Source organism: Pirellulales bacterium (assembly GCA_033762255.1).
In the GTDB taxonomy this organism is placed as follows: domain Bacteria; phylum Planctomycetota; class Planctomycetia; order Pirellulales; family JALHPA01; genus JANRLT01.
Map to the genome: position 1 here is coordinate 1 of JANRLT010000027.1, position 17,302 is coordinate 17,302.

Below are 17,302 nucleotides of genomic sequence, written 5' to 3' on the forward strand. Positions count from 1 at the left end.
GCCCCCCCCACCCCGCGGCCCGCGGGCCACCCGGGGGCACCCGGCGCCGGGGGGGGCAAAATCGGAATCTGGGTATTATTGTGCTTGGGGATCGGACTCTGGGGGGGGGGACCGGTTTGCTCCGCCGATCAACTGGCCGAGGTGCTCGCCCGGGGAACAATCGTTTGGGGGGGAGACCAAGAAGGGGGTGGACCGTACGTCTTTCCCGATGAACAGGGAAAACAAATCGGGTTTGAGGTGGAGCTAGCGGGGCTGCTGGCCCAGGAAATCGGCCGTCAACAGCAGGCGCCGCGCGAACTGCGGGCGGTCTTTCAGCAGGGGCAATGGGTCAATCTGCCGCTCATGCTAAATAATCAGATCGACCTGGTGCTGAATGGCTATGAATTGACGCCGGATCGTCAGCGGGATTATCTCTGTTCGCGGCCTTACTATATGTATGGACTGCAACTCATGGCCCGTAAGTCCTTGGCGGAGAGCAGTTGGGAAGAGCTCAAGGCCAGCGGCAAAAAGTACACGGCTGGCGTCTTGGTGGGATCGGCGGCGGCCCAGTATTTGCAGAAAAGCCACGCGGACTATATTACCGTCATCGAGTTCGATGGAAACACCGATGCACTTCAAAAAGTCCAGGATGGACTGTTGGATTTGACATTGTTGGATGATTGTGCAGCTCTGCATTATGCCGACAGATTTACCCAGGTCAAGTTTATCAGCCGGCCGGTGGGACAGGGGTACTTTGTGATCCTGGTCAAACAGGGAGAAGATCGATTATTGAAAGCGGTGAATGCAGCCCTGGACGCCCTATTAAATAATGGAGAGCTAAAGTCGCTCTATGACCGCTGGGACATGTCGGGCAAGGCGCAGATGCTGGTCCTGCGAGATACGACCCACGTCGCGAGCGCCGCCACGCAAAGCTTGTGGGATATCATCCGCTTGAATCTACCGCTCTTGCTAGAAGGAGCGGGCTATACAGTGCTTTTGGCCTGTGCGTCCATGCCCCTGGCGATCGCTATGGGAGTCTTGGTGGCATTGGGGCGGCTGTACGGTCCCCGCTGGCTGGCGTGGCTCTGTGCCTGGTATGTCGAGATCATTCGCGGCACGCCGCTGCTGCTGCAGCTCTATGCCATTTTCTTTTTATTGCCCGAACTAGGAATCAATTTGCACTTTCTGGTCGCGGGGATCGCCGGGCTGGCGCTGAACTACTCGGCCTACGAGGCGGAAATTTACCGCGCGGGACTGCAGTCCGTTCCCCGTGGCCAAATGGAAGCGGCACTCGCCCTGGGCCTGACCCGTCAACAGGCGATCTGGCGAATCATTCTGCCCCAGGCGATGCGGATTGTCATACCGCCGGTCACGAATGACTTTATCGCGCTCTTTAAGGATACCAGCGTCTGCTCGGCGATTACGATCATGGAACTGACCAAGCGGTATACCATTCAGGCCAACAGCACGGGAGCATTTATGGAACTTGCGGCGATCACGGCGATTTTGTATCTGCTGATGAGCTATCCGCTGTCGCTTTTGGCGCGGTGGAGCGAGGCCAGATTGGGAGCAAATAAGAATTAAAAATGAAGAATTCGGAAATTAGAAATTCATGTGTAGTGACTAGCAACGACAGTCACTAATCACTATTTCGTAATCCCCAACTGTGGACTAGCGGATTTATGTCCACCGCTTGCCGATTGACTGTCCCTTTTCGCCCATCTCCCGTTGTCTGCTTCATAATGATCACAGTCACCGACCTGCACAAACGTCACGGCCATTTGCATGTCCTCAAGGGGATCGATTTGTCGGTGCGTGCCGGCGAAGTGGCCGCGATCATCGGACCTAGCGGCGGCGGTAAAAGCACGTTCCTCCGCTGCCTCAATGGGCTGGAAACGTTCGATCAGGGGAGCGTGCGGATTGGTGAACGCCAACTGCTGCCGGGCAGCCACTCCGCGTCGACGCAACCGACTTTGCTGGGAATTCGCCGCACGGTGGGGATGGTCTTTCAACAATTCAATCTGTTTCCCCACATGAACGTACTGGAGAATGTGGCGGCTGCTCCGCAAATGGTGCTGGGGGATGAGCGGGAGGCGGCATTGCAGCGCGGGCGGGACTTGCTGGCGCGGGTCGGCCTGGCGGACAAGTGCCATAACCGTCCAGAGCAACTATCGGGAGGGCAGCAACAGCGGGTAGCCATTGCCCGGGCGTTGGCCATGCGGCCCGAAGCTATCCTGTTTGACGAGCCGACCAGCGCGCTCGATCCGCGAATGACCGGCGAAGTGCTGGCCGTGATGCAGGATCTGGCCCAGGAGGGGCAAACCATGATCGTGGTGACGCACGCGATGAATTTTGCCCGACGGGTGGCCGGGACGGTGCATGTCTTTGCCGAGGGAAAGGTCCTGGAAAGCGGGACACCGGACCAAATCTTTGAACATCCCACGCAGGCGGGGACCGCCGCGTTTGTCCGGGAACTAGCGGACTAAGCAGGAAAAGTCGATATTCCACTTTTTTGTGGAAAATATTGCTGCCGTACGGGCTTACGCGGTTACGTTAATTTCCAGTTCTTCATCCGCGTCGTTGGCGATCAAATAAGCCTTGATACTGGCCAGGGTTTGTTTGGCGGACTCTTCCACATCATCGCGGCGGCGGTTGCGATTCCACTTGGGAGCCGCGGATACGTCGATCAGCGTGCACTTGATTAAACGAGCGGGCTTGTCCCCGCTGGCGGGCGTGGGGAGCTCTTTTTCGGTAAAATTGAGATCCAGGATCATCACTTCGGTCCGATCCGTTCGCCGCCGCAACTGTTGCGGCGTGGTCGAGACCTCGAGCCGGATTTGATTGTCGTTGGCGTTAAGCACCGTGGCCTTATGATCGGAGATAAATCCCCGCAGTTTTTCTATGGTCATCGGCAGGGGGACCGTGGTCATCAGCTTGCGCTGGAATGTCGCGGCCGGAGAGCCCCAGAGCCAACGCCACCAACCCACCTCCCGGCGTTCGCTAACGGGCTGGTCAAAGCCCACGCCTAACTGCACAACCCGGTTGCGGCCCGCTTCCTTGGCCATGTAGAGGGCGCGGTCGGCCCGGCGAAGCATGATTTCGGGGGAATCCCCCGCCTGCAGTTCAGTCACGCCAAAGCTGGCGGTTACTCCGCGGCCCCCCATGCCGGATTGGCGTATTTCGCTTAACATGACCCGTATCCGATCGGCCAGCGCGGCGGCGGATTGGGCATTGCAATCCGCGCACAATATAACAAATTCCTCTCCACCGTAGCGCGCGGCAAAATATCCCATTTGCGAAATATTTTGCAACACCTGCGCATAGCTGATCAGCACCTGGTCGCCGACCTGATGGCCATAAGTGTCATTCACGGACTTGAACCGGTCGATATCGGTGATAATGACGCTGCAGGGGAGGCTGCGATCAAAGTGTTCCTTGACCAGTTCCTTAAACGCGCGCTCAAATTCCGCGCGATTGGCCAATTGGGTCAGGGGATCGCGGGTGGCGCGAGCTTGCCAAGCCTGGCATTGCTCCTCCAGGGTGACTTCCCCGGAGGCGTCATGCAGCAGCACCGCCGCGCCGAACAGCACGCCATGATTATCCAGGACGGGAATGGTGTGCATATTGACCGATATCTTTTTTTCGCCGCGGCCGCGGATCACCAATCGCCGCATCGACTGCACCCGCGATTTAAGCGCCATGTCCACGGGACATCCCCCGGGGGGTATTTCCCGGCCATCCTCATCCCGCAAGCGCAATAATTGCGGGCTGTAAATGCGCTGATAGACGCTCGCGGAGGAAATTCCCGTCAACCGCTCCGCCCCGCGATTCCAAACCATGACCTGCAAATTTGTGTCCAAAAAGATGACCGCGTCGTACATGTTATCCAGCAAGCGTTGCTGAAACAGCATGGTCGGACTGGCGGATTCACATCGGCAAAAGTTATGGTTAAGCTGCCAATGCGTGTCCAGCGTACGCGGGCCCAGTTCGCTCAACCAACCGTGGATTTCCCCGGCCCGCCGCGGGTCCGGATCAAATGGCATCAATTCCACAAATTCCGCCACCAGTCGCGGGTCAAACTGGCGGCCCGCCCAGGCGCGCAGCTCTTGTACGGCGCGTTCGTGGGTGAATGCGCCGCGATAGACTTGCGGATTGACCATGGCGTCATAGGCGTCCACGATGGCGATCATCCGCGCCGCCAGGGGCAATTCTCCACCTTGTCCCTCTAGCTTCAAGCGGGTGCCGTCATACCAGGCGGGCACATTGCTGGCAATCTCGAGCAATTCATACGACGCGCTGCTGGCGGACATGATTTCGACACCCATCAACCGGTGCCGGTCCACCACCGCTTGTTCTTCCGCGGACAGTTGTCCCGGCTTGAGCAGGATTGAGTCCGGCAGTCCAATCTTGCCGATATCGTGCAAGAGTGCGGCGATTTCCAGTTGGGTTTGCTCTTCCGCGGGCAACCGGCGCCTCAGGCCCCAGGCCGAACAACATAACGCGACCCGCACGCTGTGCGCGGCTGTTTCGGCATGCTTGCAGCGGAGCGCCGTAAACAGGCTGGCCGCCATCCCCAGCCGGGCGGCGACTAATTCGGCTTGGCTCTTTGCCAGATGGGTTGACCCGCTTGAATGGGCCGGGGTGGATGTGTCGCTATTTCCCAACTCGGCCAGCGCGCCCGCCACATCGGCCAATAAATGATCCATTCGCGCGGCCGCGGGAAAAGACCCTTCCGCCGCCGCGCCGGTAGCGCTAATGCCGCTATTCGGCTCTGGGGCCGCAGGTGACGGCGATGGGCCAACATCAAGGGCGGAGGGAGCAGCCACGAACTATTCCTGCAAAATGATCGCTGGGGAGGGGCACGGTTACATCAAATCTAGGTTATCCTTGTGTGGCATCAACTTGCTGCGTTTTTTAACCCCATTTTGTGCCTGATTTTTCTGATTCCAGGGACATATTTCACCAATTGCGCGGATCACGCGCTTGCCCGGGGGACATGCCGGTTGAGCCGCCACGGACGAAATGTTAGCTTTAAACCAGATGTAGGGCTTATCCGACGGCCGCGGCACGATTGAACGCAAACCTCTTTTGCGATATTGGAAAATTTATCATGCGTCTTGTGACATACCTGGATGCCCAAGGAGAACCCCGCGCGGCGGGCGTGCGGGGTGCGGAATTGGTCGATTTGGCCAATGCCGACCCCGGTCTGCCTAGCGGTTTACGCGCACTGTTGGCGGGAGGAACGTCATTGTTAGAGCGGGCCGCGGCGGCCATCCGCACGGGGCCGGGTTTGGCCAGATCCAGCGTGCGACTCTTGCCCCCGATTGTCGATCCCCAAAAGATCTTTGGCATCGGGCTGAATTACGCCGATCATGCGCGTGAAACCGGCAAAGAACCCCCGCCCGAGCCGGTCATTTTTAATAAACTGCCCACCGCGCTAGTGGCTCCCGGCCAACCAATTGTTTTGCCGGTTGCTTCACACAAAGTCGATTATGAAGCCGAATTGGTCGCGGTGATCGGCCAGGGAGGACGCGATATTCCCCGGGAGCGGGCCTACGACCATATCGCCGGGTACTGCTGCGGTAACGATGTCTCCGCCCGCGATTGGCAAACCCAAAAGCCCGGCGGGCAGTGGCTATTGGGCAAGTCGTTTGACACGTTTGCCCCCTGCGGGCCGGAACTGGTCACCGCGGACGAGGTGGGACCGCCTGAAAACTTGCGCGTCCAGTGCCGTTTGGATGGCCGCACTATGCAAGATTCCACCACCGCGCAACTCATTTTCAACCTCCCATATTTAATCGAATACCTCTCGCGGGTGGTCACGCTGTGCCCCGGCGATTTGATTTTTACTGGCACTCCCCCCGGCGTGGGCGTGGCCCGCCAGCCACCGGTCTATCTGCAGCCAGGCCAAACGGTCGAGGTGGAAATAGAAAAATTGGGCGTGCTAACCAATCCCATCATCGCGGCGGAGGGCAGGGTTTAGCAGGGCGAGTAGCGCGGCTGGGCATAGCGACTGGCCTTAATCACAGATCGTTCACAAACTGTGGAAAAAGCCCAAATATCCATAAAAAAAGCTTATGGCAGGACGGTCCGTCGTCGTGCCATAAGCTTTATCCTGAAACGAGCCGCGACTGCTAGCGGTGCGGGCTCGCCCTTCCGAGTTGTGTCGGTGTCGCAGACTTTCGCCCCGGGGGGACATCCTGTCGCTCACCCGCAAAAGTCCTTCCGACACGAATATCATCGGCGCAGCGATTTCGCGGGCTGCAATCTATTCACCAGTTCTGGCTGTTGTGTCGAAATTGCCGTAAGTCCCTACCACGCCTAGTTTGCGGGGCTTGCTAGCACAAAATAGGCCGCGCTTTGCGGATTTCCGCTCAAGCTGGTTACTTGCCGCAAACACAGAAACTGTTTACCTAGTCGTTAGAACTTATCGGCACATGCACACATTCAGGGGGTTGGCCACGCGACAGGATCAGAGCGCGGGGATGGTTTCCCCCTTGATGAGATCCTCAAATGTTTGGCGGGCCCGGACCAGATGCGGGACTTGGTTGTGGATGAGCACCTCGGCGGCCAGGGGCTTGCCGTTATAATTTGATCCCATCACGGCACCGTAGGCCCCGGCCACCTCCAAGATCAAATAATCGCCGATCGCAGCAGGGGGCAAGGGGCGGCTGCGGACAAACCCGCCATCCTCCTGGGTAAAGATATCGCCCGATTCACATAACGGACCACCGACAACTACGGGATGCTCTGTTTGGCCTAATGCGCGGCCTGGCGCGGGGCAGATCGACATGGGATGATACGCGCCGTATAGAATGGGGCGGGCCAGATTATTAAACCCCGCGTCCAATAAATAAAACAAATTTTGGCCGGACTGCTTGATCGCGCGGATTTCGCTGACCAAATAGCCCGATTCCGCCACCAAGTAGCGCCCCGGCTCAATTTCCAGGGAGAGTTTTTTGCCAAAGGCGTCCTCCAATCGCCGCCGGGTGGCGTCCCACAATTGAAAATAGGTAGCCAGGTCGATGTACCCCTGGTCGGCGCGGTACGGCACCGGTAACCCTCCACCGCAACTAATGGTGGTGAGTGTGCGGCCCACCTCGCGGGCACATTGGTCCATGGCGTCACAGACATGCCGAAGATGTTCCAAATCGGTCCCGGACCCGATATGCATGTGCAAGCCAGTCACCACGATATTGTGCCGATCCGCCCGCCGCAGACAGTCGGTAATTTCGCCGTGCCAAATGCCATGCTTTGACTGTTCTCCGCCGGTGTTGGTCTTTTGGCTGTGGCCATGTCCAAACCCCGGATTAATACGCAAGGTCACATTGCTGCCCGGGCAAACCTCTCCCAGTTGGTCAAGCATGTCGGGCGATCCGCAATTAACATGTAGGCCCAACTCGCGAACCAATCCCAGCGACTCTCGGTCAAAGATATCCGCGGTGTAGACAATTTGGTGCGGCTCCCCCTGGGGCTGGTATCCCGCGGCCAAGGCTCGCCGCACTTCTCCCGCGCTCACCGCGTCGACCACCACGCCATGCCTTCGCACAAGATCCAAAACGGCCAAGTTGGAACAAGCCTTTTGAGCGTAGCGTATCACATCAAAAGCCCGTAACTCGTTGATTCTCTCGATGATCTTGGCGGCGTCATATACATACAATGGTGTGCCAAAACTAGCGGCCAAATCTGGCACGGGGACACCGGCAATCTCACTGCGGCGGGTAGAAAAGGTGGCAACGGCGGGCATGGGCGATAATTAATGGAAGGTGCGTCGAGTGCGGCGTTTGAGCAATCCGCGCGGTAAAATCACTTTGAGCTAATATAACAGAAGAGGGGGTTCTGGCGGCAGTGGTCACCCCCCGGGGAGGCCCGTATTTCACGTCATAGTTTTTATTTTACAGGATCGCAAAAGCTGGCCTCCTCGTTGGATTGATTGAGAATCTGCGCTACCCTGGCTACATCATCCACGGGTGTCAAAACCAATGGCAGCCAAATCCGCGCTTGCCACGCGGGACCGAGAATCTCAATCGAAATCCAATCTGCCGTATCTTCGCTTTCCGAATCAGAAAGCCGATACTCACCCGCCGCGATCCGCCGCACGTTTCCCCGGTCGCCAGAAATAGGACCTTCATAATCGAGATACAGCGTCCGATGGTCCGGTAGACGCCGCGCCGGAATATTTTCCCGTCGGCCAGCGCCGCAATCACATGGATTAGACGTCAGTTCCCACGCCCACATGCCGTCGCCGGCGACAGCTTCCAACAGCAGATCATAATGCGCGCCGGGCTTGTAGGTGGGGGTGCCGATATGTTCCAGCAAGGCAAACCGTGGCATCTTTAGCGGCTTTCTCCCTGGATGGTCAGCACCACCGAGCGCGGGCCGCCGTGGTTGCGATGCTCGCACAAAAATATTCCCTGCCAGGTCCCCAATTGCAGCTTTCCCCCGCCAATCGGCACGCTCACGGAGTTGCCTATCAGCACGCTTTTAACATGGGCCGGCATATCGTCGGGGCCTTCGCAGGTATGAACATAGGGAAACTGTTCGCTGGCCAGATGGTTGAAGGAACTTTCCAGGTCGCGTGGCACGTCCGGGTCGGCGTTTTCATTGATGCACAAACTAGCCGAGGTGTGCAAAATATGCACATGCAACAGACCCACCCCCACTTGGGATAATTCCGGCAATGCGGCCACAATGTCGCGGGTGATCAGCTGAAAACCGCGGGGAGCCGCGGGAAGTTGCAACGTGCGTTGAAGCCACATGGGAGGAATGGAGTCTGGAGAAATGGAGTTTGGAGGATTAAATTTTTCCACGCGTGGTCTGAGGCTATTTTTTTTAGGGGCGATTTATTAATAAGTGGGATTCGTGCTTCATTTTTAGTGTTTCATCAGGGATTGATACAGCAAGAGCGCCGCACGGACCTCCGTCACGTCATGCACGCGAATGATTTGCACGCCCGCCGCGGCCAGCGCGCAAGCCACGCCGATTGTTCCTCCCAACACTTGCTCAAGGCTAACCAAGGAGGCGTCCGCGGGCAATCCCCGAACAGCCCTATCCTGGCGGATGGCCTTGCTAATAAATCCCTTCCGCGAGTGCCCCACCAAGAGGGGACAACCCAGTTCATGAAAACGGCTCATGTTTTGCAGGAGGGTCATGTTGTGGCCATGCGTTTTTCCAAAGCCGATTCCCGGATCCAGGCAGATTCGCTGCCAGGCGACGCCCGCGGCCAACAGCTCGTCCCGCCGCTGCCGCAAATAGTCGTGAATTTCGGCCGTGACATCCATATATTGGGGGTCGTCTTGCATAGTGGCGGGCGTGCCGCGCATGTGCATGGCGCAGACGCCAACGCTGGTTGCCACCGCCAGGGGGAGCATGTCCGGATCCCCCGCCAAGCCCGTGACATCGTTAATGATTTCCACGCCTTGGTCGATTGCCGCCCGGGCGACTAGGGCTTTGCTGGTATCGATGGAAAGGGGGACCGTCACGCGGTCGCGCAATTCCCGCAGCACGGGCAGCACGCGGGACAGTTCCTCGGCGGCGGTGACAGGCGTGGCGGCGGGACGGGTGCTTTCACCCCCAATGTCCAGGATGTCCGCTCCGGCGGCGACTAAGCCTAGCGCGTGCTCGACCGCGTGTGTGGCATCCACATACCGGCCCCCGTCGGAAAAACTGTCGGGCGTGACATTGACGATCCCCATGACCAGCGGACCAGCGGTCAAATCCAACGTGCGGGTACGCAAACGCCAATGCGTGGCGGCAAGCATGGAAATCAATAAAGAACTAAAAAATGTTTATCCACGAATCGCGGATAGGTTGTTCACTATTCCCTTAGTATAGCAATTAACAATTTTTGATGACATGACCGCCTGGTGTAAAGTCAATAACTTTGATTACTTTATTATCAAATGATCCTTACCACTCTCGCTCCATCAATCCCGTGATCCGGGCGGCCAGGCTGTCGATGACGGCTTGTTGGGTGGTGGCGATCGAGCGGCCATATTCGGGAATTAGTTCCGCGCTTTGGCCCAGATCGACTAAATCGGCGGGCAGGGGAATTGTTTGCTCGCGCAGGACTTCTCCCCGGCGATTCACCCAAGTGACCAGCACTTGAAAGTTGACTTCAGTTTCGCGGGCGTCGCCAAAGAGGTTATTGACCACCAGTCGTTTGGTTTCGTTGACAATTCGGCCCTGCAGGATGCTATCGGCGTTGGGATCGTTGACCACTTTATAAGGAGTATTGGTTTCGATTTGCTTGCAGACCTCCTCGGTCAACCGTTCGCCCAAATAACGGCGAAAGCTGTCGGATTCGAACATTGGCACATAGACGGTTTGGACGTCGGCGGGAAAGAGCGACGACTGGCCAAAGCGATACGTGGCGCAACCGCACGCTAGCCCGCAGCAGGCAAATAGGATCGCAAATAGGGCAATCCGCGTGGCGGGCATGGGGGTGGGATTGGGAGAAGTGGAGTTTGGAGTAATGGAGGAGTGGAGAAATACTCTTTCCATTCTTAATTTTTCATTCTTAATTCTTCATTGACTCGCTCACCGCGGTCGCTGGCCCGCCTTGCCGCTGGGGGGGCCGAATACATAATCCAAAAACCCAAACCGGTCCGGTGGATTGTCCGGCAATCCCTCGATCGCCGCCAGCCGTTCCTGCGCCTTGGCCGCGGCGGGCGAGGCGGCAAAATCCTTGAGTATCTTTTGATAGTAAAACCGCGCCGCGCGGTAATACTGCCCTTCTTCATACTTCTGCGCGATATTCCAGTCGCGCAGCGCTTTTTGGGCGATGGCCTCGGCCCGCACCCGCAATAAATTATCGCGCTCATCCCGGGTTTCTTCGGGAAAATTCACAAGGGTCTGCTCCGCCAGCTCATCCGCCTCTAGCAGGGATTTAATGTCATAATCCGGTCCCTGATAAAGCTTCAACTTGCATTGCAGGCCCAGCAGATGTGCGTTGAGCTGATGCTCGCTTTTGGGGTAATCGGTCCGCAGGACGCCATACAGGTGGTCGGCCTCGTCAAATTTCCCATTGACAAAGTGGGCGTTGGCCGCGGCCATGACGGCGTCATCGGCCAGGACGCCGCGGGGGTCGTTCAGGCGGATGTTTTCGTAGACGCGAATGGCGTTGCCGTAGGTGTCAAACCAGGGGCGGGATTTGTCCGTGACGTTAATCATGTATTCCGACACGGGATTGGCCTGCGAAGTCTCTTGCCAAAAGCGGGCGATGCTAAACTGCCGCTGGACGGCCTTGTCCAGGTAACGGGAGTTCGTGAATTTTTCCAATAAATTCTGGTATTTGTCCTCGGCGGCGACATATTGGTCGCTAAAAAAGCAGGACTCGGCCTGCATGAATAAGGCGTCTTCCTCCAGGGCCGATTCGGGCCAGCGATCGGCGGCGATGGCAAATTTGGCCGCCGCCTCCTTAAACTTGGCATGGGCTCCCGACGCGTTGTTTTGCTTGAGCAATTCCGTGGCTTGGTCAAACAGGGCCAGACCCTCGTCATAGGCGGGCTTGGCGACTTTAAAATCCGGACCACGCCCCATGGCCTTTTTAAAGGTTTTACCTAAATTTTGGGCGTTAAAGCGCTCCCACCCCTCGGCTTCCGGCGGGCGTATTTCGGAACTGATCACCTGGGAATCGGAATTCTCATTGTAGGCGGCGGGCTGCACCGCCGTGTCGCGCGACAGCGTCTGGCCGCGTTGCCGGGCAACTGCCGCTTGGGCCGCTTGCTGAGCGGCGTTTTCTGCCGCGCGATCCTTGGCCGCTTGCTGCGCAAAAGGGTCAACCGGGGGTTTGCGCCAACTGGCGCAGCCCCCCGCTATCAGCGGCAATACCAGCCCATAAAGCAGCGCTCCCACCCAAGCTGGCGGGGAGACTGTTGTCATGTTGCTGTTCCTTTGGCTCACATCGCCCCCCTTGGGCCTGTTGTAGTATTTCGTAACGGGCTAACGGCCCGACCTAGCCCAGCCTAGGGCAAGCGCAGCGTCGCCCTAGGATTAGAAAAAAACAAAATAGGCAAGGCCAAAGGCCCGATTCATCTTCAATTTCCCACAAACATTCTCACTTATATTCCATGGATGACATACTCACCGGTTTACGGGATAAAGCCCGTACCACATCCTGTCAATCCCGTGGGTTCTCAATGAGTCAATCCGCCCAAGTACGCATGCACGCGGGGCCGTTCGCCCAGGATTTGCCACAAAGTCTGGTTAATCACGCCCCGCACTTCGCCCCACTGTTCCGCCGGAATGGTCCAATCCCGCCAATCTTCGCTGGCGCCGATCCGGTCGGGATCGGTGCTGGCGGCAAATTCCGCCAGCGTCCCGGGCACGCCCAGAGCCACCGAAATCAACTGCCGCTGGCCGATTCGGCATTCCGCGCACAACATGCCTCCTGCCGCCACGCCATAGGTTAGCCTGGACTGGGGAGGCAAAGGGTTGCCGCATTCGGCGCACTGATCCAACGTGGGCAACTGCCCTAATTCCCGCAACAAGGCCAATTCCCACCGCAACACCCAGGCCGCGGGCAGTCCGCGCGGATGTCGGGCTAGTGTGGCCAGGGTTTCCACACTGGTGTCAAACAGTCGCGGGTGGGGGTCGTATTCGTCGGTCAATCGGTCCAACATTTCGGCGATATAGTAACCGGCATACAAGCGGGACAGGTCCCGCCCGGGGGGGCGAAAACGGCGCTCTAGCTTGGCCTCGGTTAATAAGTCCAAATTGCCGGACGATTTGCGGAGGAACACTACGCGACAAAGGGCCAGTAGGTCAAGAGCGGATTCAAACGGTCCCTTGGGTCGGCGTGCTCCCTTGGCCAGGGTGGAAATCTTGCCAAATTCCCGCGTTAGCAGCGTGACCACGCCGCTGGATTCGCTAAAATCCACAAACCGCAGCACCAGGGCTTGGTCTTTTTCGGCGGACATGGCGGGAAATACAAATTAAGAATTAAAAATTTACAATTAAAAATTGAGCCGGCATGCTAGCGGGTGCCATCATTCCGCGATTTTTTCGGACGGCGGATCTTTGCTAGCGGTTGCTTGTGGGACAGGCGCGGATTCGTCCGGCTTGATCAGCTCGATCAGCAGTCGGTCCAGGCGGCGGCGGTTGCCATCCAGCACCTTGATCCGCATATTAGGTTTTTCCAAAATCTCTCCCACTGCGGGGATTCGTCCCAATTCGTGAAACACGTATCCGCCAATTGTTTCAAAGGACTCATCCTCGGGCAAATCCAGTTGTAGGCGGGAATTAAGATCTTCCAAGCGAACGCGGGCCAGGGCCTCAAACGTGGTGTCATCCAGTTGCTTGATGCCGTCCACCAGGGCGTCGTCATGCTCGTCGGCGATTTCGCCCACGATTTCCTCCAGCACATCCTCGATCGTGACCAGCCCCGAAACGCCGCCATATTCGTCCAATACAATCGCCAAATGCGTCCTTCCCCGTTGAAATTCCTGCAGCATTTCGTTGACGGGCTTGGTCTCGGGAACAAAAAACGGCCGTCGCAAGAGTGCTCGCAGGCTGCGGCGGGCCTGTTGGGGCCGGGCCAGCTCCCCCAGCACATCCTTTAAATGCAGGATCCCCACGATTTCATCGCGGGATTTGCCGTGGACCGGCAGGCGGGTATGCCCATGCTCGCTGGCAAACCGCAGGACGGCGTCCCAGCCCAGGTCGGCGGCCATGCTGACCATGTCTATTCGGGGAGTCATGATTTGCGCGACGGTGACCTGATTAAGCTCCATGACGCTTTCAATCATTTCGCGTTCGTCATTCTCGATCAGTCCCTCGCGCTGGCCGGCATTGACGATTGAGCGAATTTCTTCCTCCAGGTCTTCTTCCGCCTCGTCTTGGTGCGTGGCGGCGGGCTGCGTGGCCAGCGAATTGCGGGCCGAAACCTGCCACTGCGTCAAGGGAGCCAATAGCAGGTGCCATAACCGCCAATAGGGCCACGTGGCCAGCAGGAGCCGTTCACCATGCCAAAAACTAATCATGTACGGCACAAACACGCCAAATAACCAAGAGAGCGCCAGGCCGATGACCAATGTCCATCCCCAGGCTGGTCCTGGTACCAAAGCTGTCGGGCTGGATTCTTTCACTGTCAAGGATGCGGTCGGTGTCGAGGTTGCTGGTGATGATGCCGCCGTTGTGTCGGACAGGGGACTGTGCAACTCGCGCGCCAGGGCATACGGAAAGAGCAGCGCCGCCGCCACCAGCGACGCCAGCGCAATCAGCCGAATCGTGCCGTCCACCTCATCCACGGTCTGCCGTAGACGTTCGGCCTGGTCGGGGGGCATTTTTTGCCGCGACAGCTCTAATAAGCGACTAAGCGAACCTTCGGACGTGACATAAACCATGGTGCGCGCCAGCACCCCATGCAAGGCGCACCCCAGCGCCAACCAACCGCAGACGTTCATTTAGCGCTTCCTCCGTGCTGACGGGGATTTACCGGCTTGGGGGCGTTTTTGTCCCGCTCCACCCGCACGCTGGCCTCCCCCCGTTCCTTCAATCAGCCGCAAATAGTGTTCCTCCCGCGCTCGCATCGCCGCGGCAAAGCCGGGGTCATGGTCGTCATAGTCAAACAAGTGCAATAGCCCATGGATAACGTACAGCCGCAATTCATGCTGGGCGGAGGTGCCAAATTCCTCCGCTTGGCGCAGCGCGGTTTCGCTACTAATGACAATTTCGGCCTCCAGGCCGCGGGCCCCGTTTTCCAGGGGAAATGTGAGCACATCCGTGGGATAATCATGGTTCAAATAGCGGAGATTCAGCGCCTGAATCGCCGCGTCATCCACGATCGCCACCGAGATTTTGGCCGCGCGGCAGCGTTCACCGGCCAACACGGTCAGCACCAGGTTTTTTAGCGCTTGGCGGTCGATCGGCAGGGCGGTTTGCTGGTCGGCAATCTGTATCGCGTGGGGGGGCATGGGGGCGGTGGATAGTGGATAGTGGTTAGTGAATCTCAAATTAATAATTTTCATTTTTTAATTCTTAATTGATTGATCTCACGCCGTTCGCTGGTCCTGGTATTTGACCCGGCCGTGGAATACCGCCGTCAGCGACTTGACCAAACTTTCTTCCACACTGGCGAGTTCCCGCAACGTCAGTCCGCATTCGTCAAACTGGCCATCCAAGAGCCGCTTCATCGCCAAGTCATGCACCAGCCCCTCCAGCCGCGCGGGGGTGGGATCCACCAGGGTGCGGCTGGCGCTTTCGGCCGCGTCGGCCAGCATGAGGATGCCGATCTCCTTGGTCTGCGGCTTTGGCCCCGGATAGCGAAAGCTGCTTTCGTCCACGTCCGCGGCGTCGGGGTCGTTCTCGCTTTGCTGACTGGCCCGGCGAAAGAAAAACTCGACCAGCGTCGTGCCGTGATGCTGCTGGATAAAATCAATCACCGGCTGCGGCAGATGATGTTGCCGCGCCAAGTCCGCCCCATCCTTGACATGGGCGATAATCACCAGCGTGCTCATCGCGGGATTTAGCGTTTCGTGTTTGTTCCCCTCGCGCCCCTGATTTTCGACAAAGTACTGCGGCTTGATCATCTTGCCGATGTCATGAAAATACGCCCCCACCCGCACCAACAGTCCCCGGCAGCCGATCGCCTCGGCCGCGGCTTCGGCAATGGCCGCGACATTGATCGAATGGTTGTACGTTCCCGGCGCGCGCTGGACCAACTGTTGCAATAACGGATGCGAAGGATCCCCCAGCTCGAGCAAGCTGAGGTCCGTCAGCACGCTAAAGACTTGCTCGATAAATGGCAGCATGCCCGATACGATAAAGCAGGCAATCAGCGTGAACAGGGCGTTTTTTCCGCCGGTAATCAGCAGACCCAGCGACGGGGGCTGATGATTGAGCACGCCCACGCCAATGCTTGTAAAGAACGCGACCAACCCCGCCGCCGCGCCGACGTAAATAAGCTTTCGGCGGGTGCGAATGCGGCCAAGGAGCAGGATAGACGTGGCCGCGGCGCTGGACAAAATAACATATTCCGGCAAGCCCTGCCCCAGGGTAAATGTAACAATCAAAGTCAGCGTGGCGGTCAGCAGCAGCGCTAATTCTTGGTGATAGGCGATGCCGACCGTCATGCCAAAGACGAGCAGCGGCACCATCTCGGCCCGCATGTCGTTCGTGGCGGCCAAATGACATAGACCCACCGCCACGATAAAGAGCGCCAACAACGTCACAAAGCGGCGAAAATCGGTCAAGAGGGACCGCTCGCGAAAGAAAATATAAAACCCGCTTAGCGTGTACAGCGCAAAAAACATGCCAAAGTTGGCCAGGCTGCGATACAGCTTTTGCTCCCATGTCAGGCTGTTAACCATGGCGGCATATTCTTCGCGCAGCAGTTGAAATTCCTCCGGACCGATCGGTTTGCCCCCCAGCGCCAAAGCCCGCTCTTGATCGTTGGCCTTGTACTGGCGATATACCGGGGGGACGTCCAAGGCGGCTTTTTCCTGGGCGGCGCGGGTGGCGGCGTCGTCATAGGTCAGGGTCCCCACGATTTGCGGGCCGAGCCAATGAAACAGCCGCTGGGCCGCTTCCGTCCCGATGGCCGGGCTTTCTTGCAGCCGTTTTAACAGTTTGTCGCGGGCCCGCTGCTGCAGCACCTCCGCCACGGTGACGACCTGCGGGACATTGGGCGTCTTGAGGATGATTTCGTCCTGGCGGCTGGGGATTTTGGTCTTTTCGCTGGTTTCCAGGACGCCGTCGCGCTCTAGTTCGGCAAAGGCTTCTTGGATCGCCTTTTCAAATTCTTGAAACGATTTTTCGGGGACCAGTTTCTCGCGAAACCGGTTAAAGCTTTCCACCGCCTCTTGCGGCGTCGGGGTAGCCATTTGCATTTCCGGCGGCAGGGAAAATTTTTCCCACAGTCCCTCGGGCAGCTTGTCAAAGGTCTCGGCCGTCGCAATCAACTGCAACAGGTTATTTAACTCTCCCCGGATTTGCGGAAACTTGGTGTTTTGATGTTGAAAGATCGCCGGCGTTTGCTTGCGGGCTTCTTCTCGTTGGCGATCGGTCGCGGGCTGGTCCAACTGGCGAAAATCGACCCGCGGGATGATGTTGCGCAGGGGGACCTGCTCTGTCCGATAGGGAAACGGCGGTTTCCAGCCCCCCACCATCAACCACAAAATGACCGCCCCCGCCAGACATAGCACAAACCGCAAGAGCACATCCCCGCGCTTGACATTGTCCAGCGTTTGCTCTATCAACCCCGGAGGCAGCTCAAACGAACTGAGCCGGGAAGTGCGCGTTAATTTGCGTAAAGGGCCAGAGGACATACAACGTCATGAACAAAAAAGCCAAATGGGATCGCTGATCGTTTATCCGCGCTCGC

At 57.9% G+C, this 17,302-nt stretch carries 14 protein-coding genes; 3 read left to right on the forward strand and 11 right to left on the reverse strand.

The window, feature by feature from the left end; translation table 11 throughout:
* Both SFX18_07875 and SFX18_07880 read left to right on the forward strand, forming a co-directional pair.
* A partial coding sequence (locus tag SFX18_07875; GenBank protein ID MDX1963056.1) for an ABC transporter permease subunit occupies positions 1-1,563 on the forward strand: 1,563 nt, incomplete at its 5' end.
* Between the two features lie 158 nt (positions 1,564-1,721).
* Positions 1,722-2,465, forward strand: coding sequence for an amino acid ABC transporter ATP-binding protein (locus SFX18_07880; protein MDX1963057.1), 744 nt, complete (start codon positions 1,722-1,724; stop codon positions 2,463-2,465).
* Between the two features lie 54 nt (positions 2,466-2,519).
* Here SFX18_07880 and SFX18_07885 read toward each other — a convergent pair whose 3' ends face one another.
* The gene (locus SFX18_07885; GenBank protein MDX1963058.1) at positions 2,520-4,805 is read right to left on the reverse strand and encodes a diguanylate cyclase; all 2,286 of its coding nucleotides are present in this window, start codon (positions 4,803-4,805) and stop codon (positions 2,520-2,522) included.
* Positions 4,806-5,089: 284 nt separating this feature from the next.
* Between SFX18_07885 and SFX18_07890 the strand changes: the two genes are divergently transcribed.
* A complete protein-coding gene (locus SFX18_07890) occupies positions 5,090-5,962 on the forward strand; it encodes a fumarylacetoacetate hydrolase family protein (GenBank protein MDX1963059.1) in 873 nt (290 codons plus the stop codon).
* Positions 5,963-6,451: 489 nt separating this feature from the next.
* Here the strand turns inward: SFX18_07890 and lysA are convergent, their stop codons facing one another.
* From lysA to SFX18_07940, 10 genes are all read right to left on the reverse strand, one after another.
* Entirely contained in the window at positions 6,452-7,726 is a 1,275-nt protein-coding gene (lysA, locus tag SFX18_07895) for a diaminopimelate decarboxylase (GenBank protein ID MDX1963060.1), read from the reverse strand.
* Between the two features lie 143 nt (positions 7,727-7,869).
* Positions 7,870-8,313 (reverse strand): hypothetical protein, encoded by a 444-nt coding sequence (locus SFX18_07900; GenBank protein MDX1963061.1) that lies wholly within the window; start codon positions 8,311-8,313, stop codon positions 7,870-7,872.
* A gap of 2 nt (positions 8,314-8,315) precedes the next feature.
* Complete coding sequence (locus tag SFX18_07905) at positions 8,316-8,738, reverse strand: secondary thiamine-phosphate synthase enzyme YjbQ (GenBank protein ID MDX1963062.1); 423 nt, start codon at positions 8,736-8,738, stop codon at positions 8,316-8,318.
* Between the two features lie 114 nt (positions 8,739-8,852).
* Positions 8,853-9,740: a dihydropteroate synthase gene (gene folP / locus SFX18_07910; protein ID MDX1963063.1), complete on the reverse strand. Its 888-nt coding sequence runs from the start codon at positions 9,738-9,740 to the stop codon at positions 8,853-8,855.
* 148 nt (positions 9,741-9,888) lie between these two features.
* The gene (locus SFX18_07915; GenBank protein MDX1963064.1) at positions 9,889-10,419 is read right to left on the reverse strand and encodes an LptE family protein; all 531 of its coding nucleotides are present in this window, start codon (positions 10,417-10,419) and stop codon (positions 9,889-9,891) included.
* 99 nt (positions 10,420-10,518) lie between these two features.
* Positions 10,519-11,862: an outer membrane protein assembly factor BamD gene (gene bamD / locus SFX18_07920; protein MDX1963065.1), complete on the reverse strand. Its 1,344-nt coding sequence runs from the start codon at positions 11,860-11,862 to the stop codon at positions 10,519-10,521.
* Positions 11,863-12,116: 254 nt separating this feature from the next.
* Entirely contained in the window at positions 12,117-12,899 is a 783-nt protein-coding gene (gene recO, locus SFX18_07925; GenBank protein ID MDX1963066.1) for a DNA repair protein RecO, read from the reverse strand.
* Positions 12,900-12,968: 69 nt separating this feature from the next.
* A complete protein-coding gene (locus SFX18_07930) occupies positions 12,969-14,384 on the reverse strand; it encodes a hemolysin family protein (GenBank protein MDX1963067.1) in 1,416 nt (471 codons plus the stop codon).
* Positions 14,385-14,894, reverse strand: a complete 510-nt coding sequence (gene ybeY / locus SFX18_07935; GenBank protein MDX1963068.1) for an rRNA maturation RNase YbeY — start codon at positions 14,892-14,894, stop codon at positions 14,385-14,387.
* Positions 14,895-14,972: 78 nt separating this feature from the next.
* Positions 14,973-17,246 carry an HDIG domain-containing protein gene (locus tag SFX18_07940; protein MDX1963069.1) on the reverse strand — a complete coding sequence of 758 codons (2,274 nt, stop codon included), beginning with the start codon at positions 17,244-17,246 and terminating at the stop codon, positions 14,973-14,975.
* Positions 17,247-17,302 lie beyond the last annotated feature (56 nt).

What these genes read in the sequence shown, in the direction of transcription:
- SFX18_07930 (MDX1963067.1), bottom strand. Translation starts at nt 14,384, where the DNA reads ATGAACGTCTGCGGTTGGTTGGCGCTGGGGTGCGCCTTGCATGGGGTG.
- folP (MDX1963063.1), bottom strand. Translation starts at nt 9,740, where the DNA reads ATGCTTGCCGCCACGCATTGGCGTTTGCGTACCCGCACGTTGGATTTG.
- SFX18_07880 (MDX1963057.1), top strand. Translation starts at nt 1,722, where the DNA reads ATGATCACAGTCACCGACCTGCACAAACGTCACGGCCATTTGCATGTC.
- SFX18_07890 (MDX1963059.1), top strand. Translation starts at nt 5,090, where the DNA reads ATGCGTCTTGTGACATACCTGGATGCCCAAGGAGAACCCCGCGCGGCG.
- bamD (MDX1963065.1), bottom strand. Translation starts at nt 11,862, where the DNA reads ATGACAACAGTCTCCCCGCCAGCTTGGGTGGGAGCGCTGCTTTATGGG.
- lysA (MDX1963060.1), bottom strand. Translation starts at nt 7,726, where the DNA reads ATGCCCGCCGTTGCCACCTTTTCTACCCGCCGCAGTGAGATTGCCGGT.
- SFX18_07915 (MDX1963064.1), bottom strand. Translation starts at nt 10,419, where the DNA reads ATGCCCGCCACGCGGATTGCCCTATTTGCGATCCTATTTGCCTGCTGC.
- SFX18_07905 (MDX1963062.1), bottom strand. Translation starts at nt 8,738, where the DNA reads ATGTGGCTTCAACGCACGTTGCAACTTCCCGCGGCTCCCCGCGGTTTT.
- SFX18_07900 (MDX1963061.1), bottom strand. Translation starts at nt 8,313, where the DNA reads ATGCCACGGTTTGCCTTGCTGGAACATATCGGCACCCCCACCTACAAG.
- ybeY (MDX1963068.1), bottom strand. Translation starts at nt 14,894, where the DNA reads ATGCCCCCCCACGCGATACAGATTGCCGACCAGCAAACCGCCCTGCCG.
- recO (MDX1963066.1), bottom strand. Translation starts at nt 12,899, where the DNA reads ATGTCCGCCGAAAAAGACCAAGCCCTGGTGCTGCGGTTTGTGGATTTT.
- SFX18_07940 (MDX1963069.1), bottom strand. Translation starts at nt 17,246, where the DNA reads ATGTCCTCTGGCCCTTTACGCAAATTAACGCGCACTTCCCGGCTCAGT.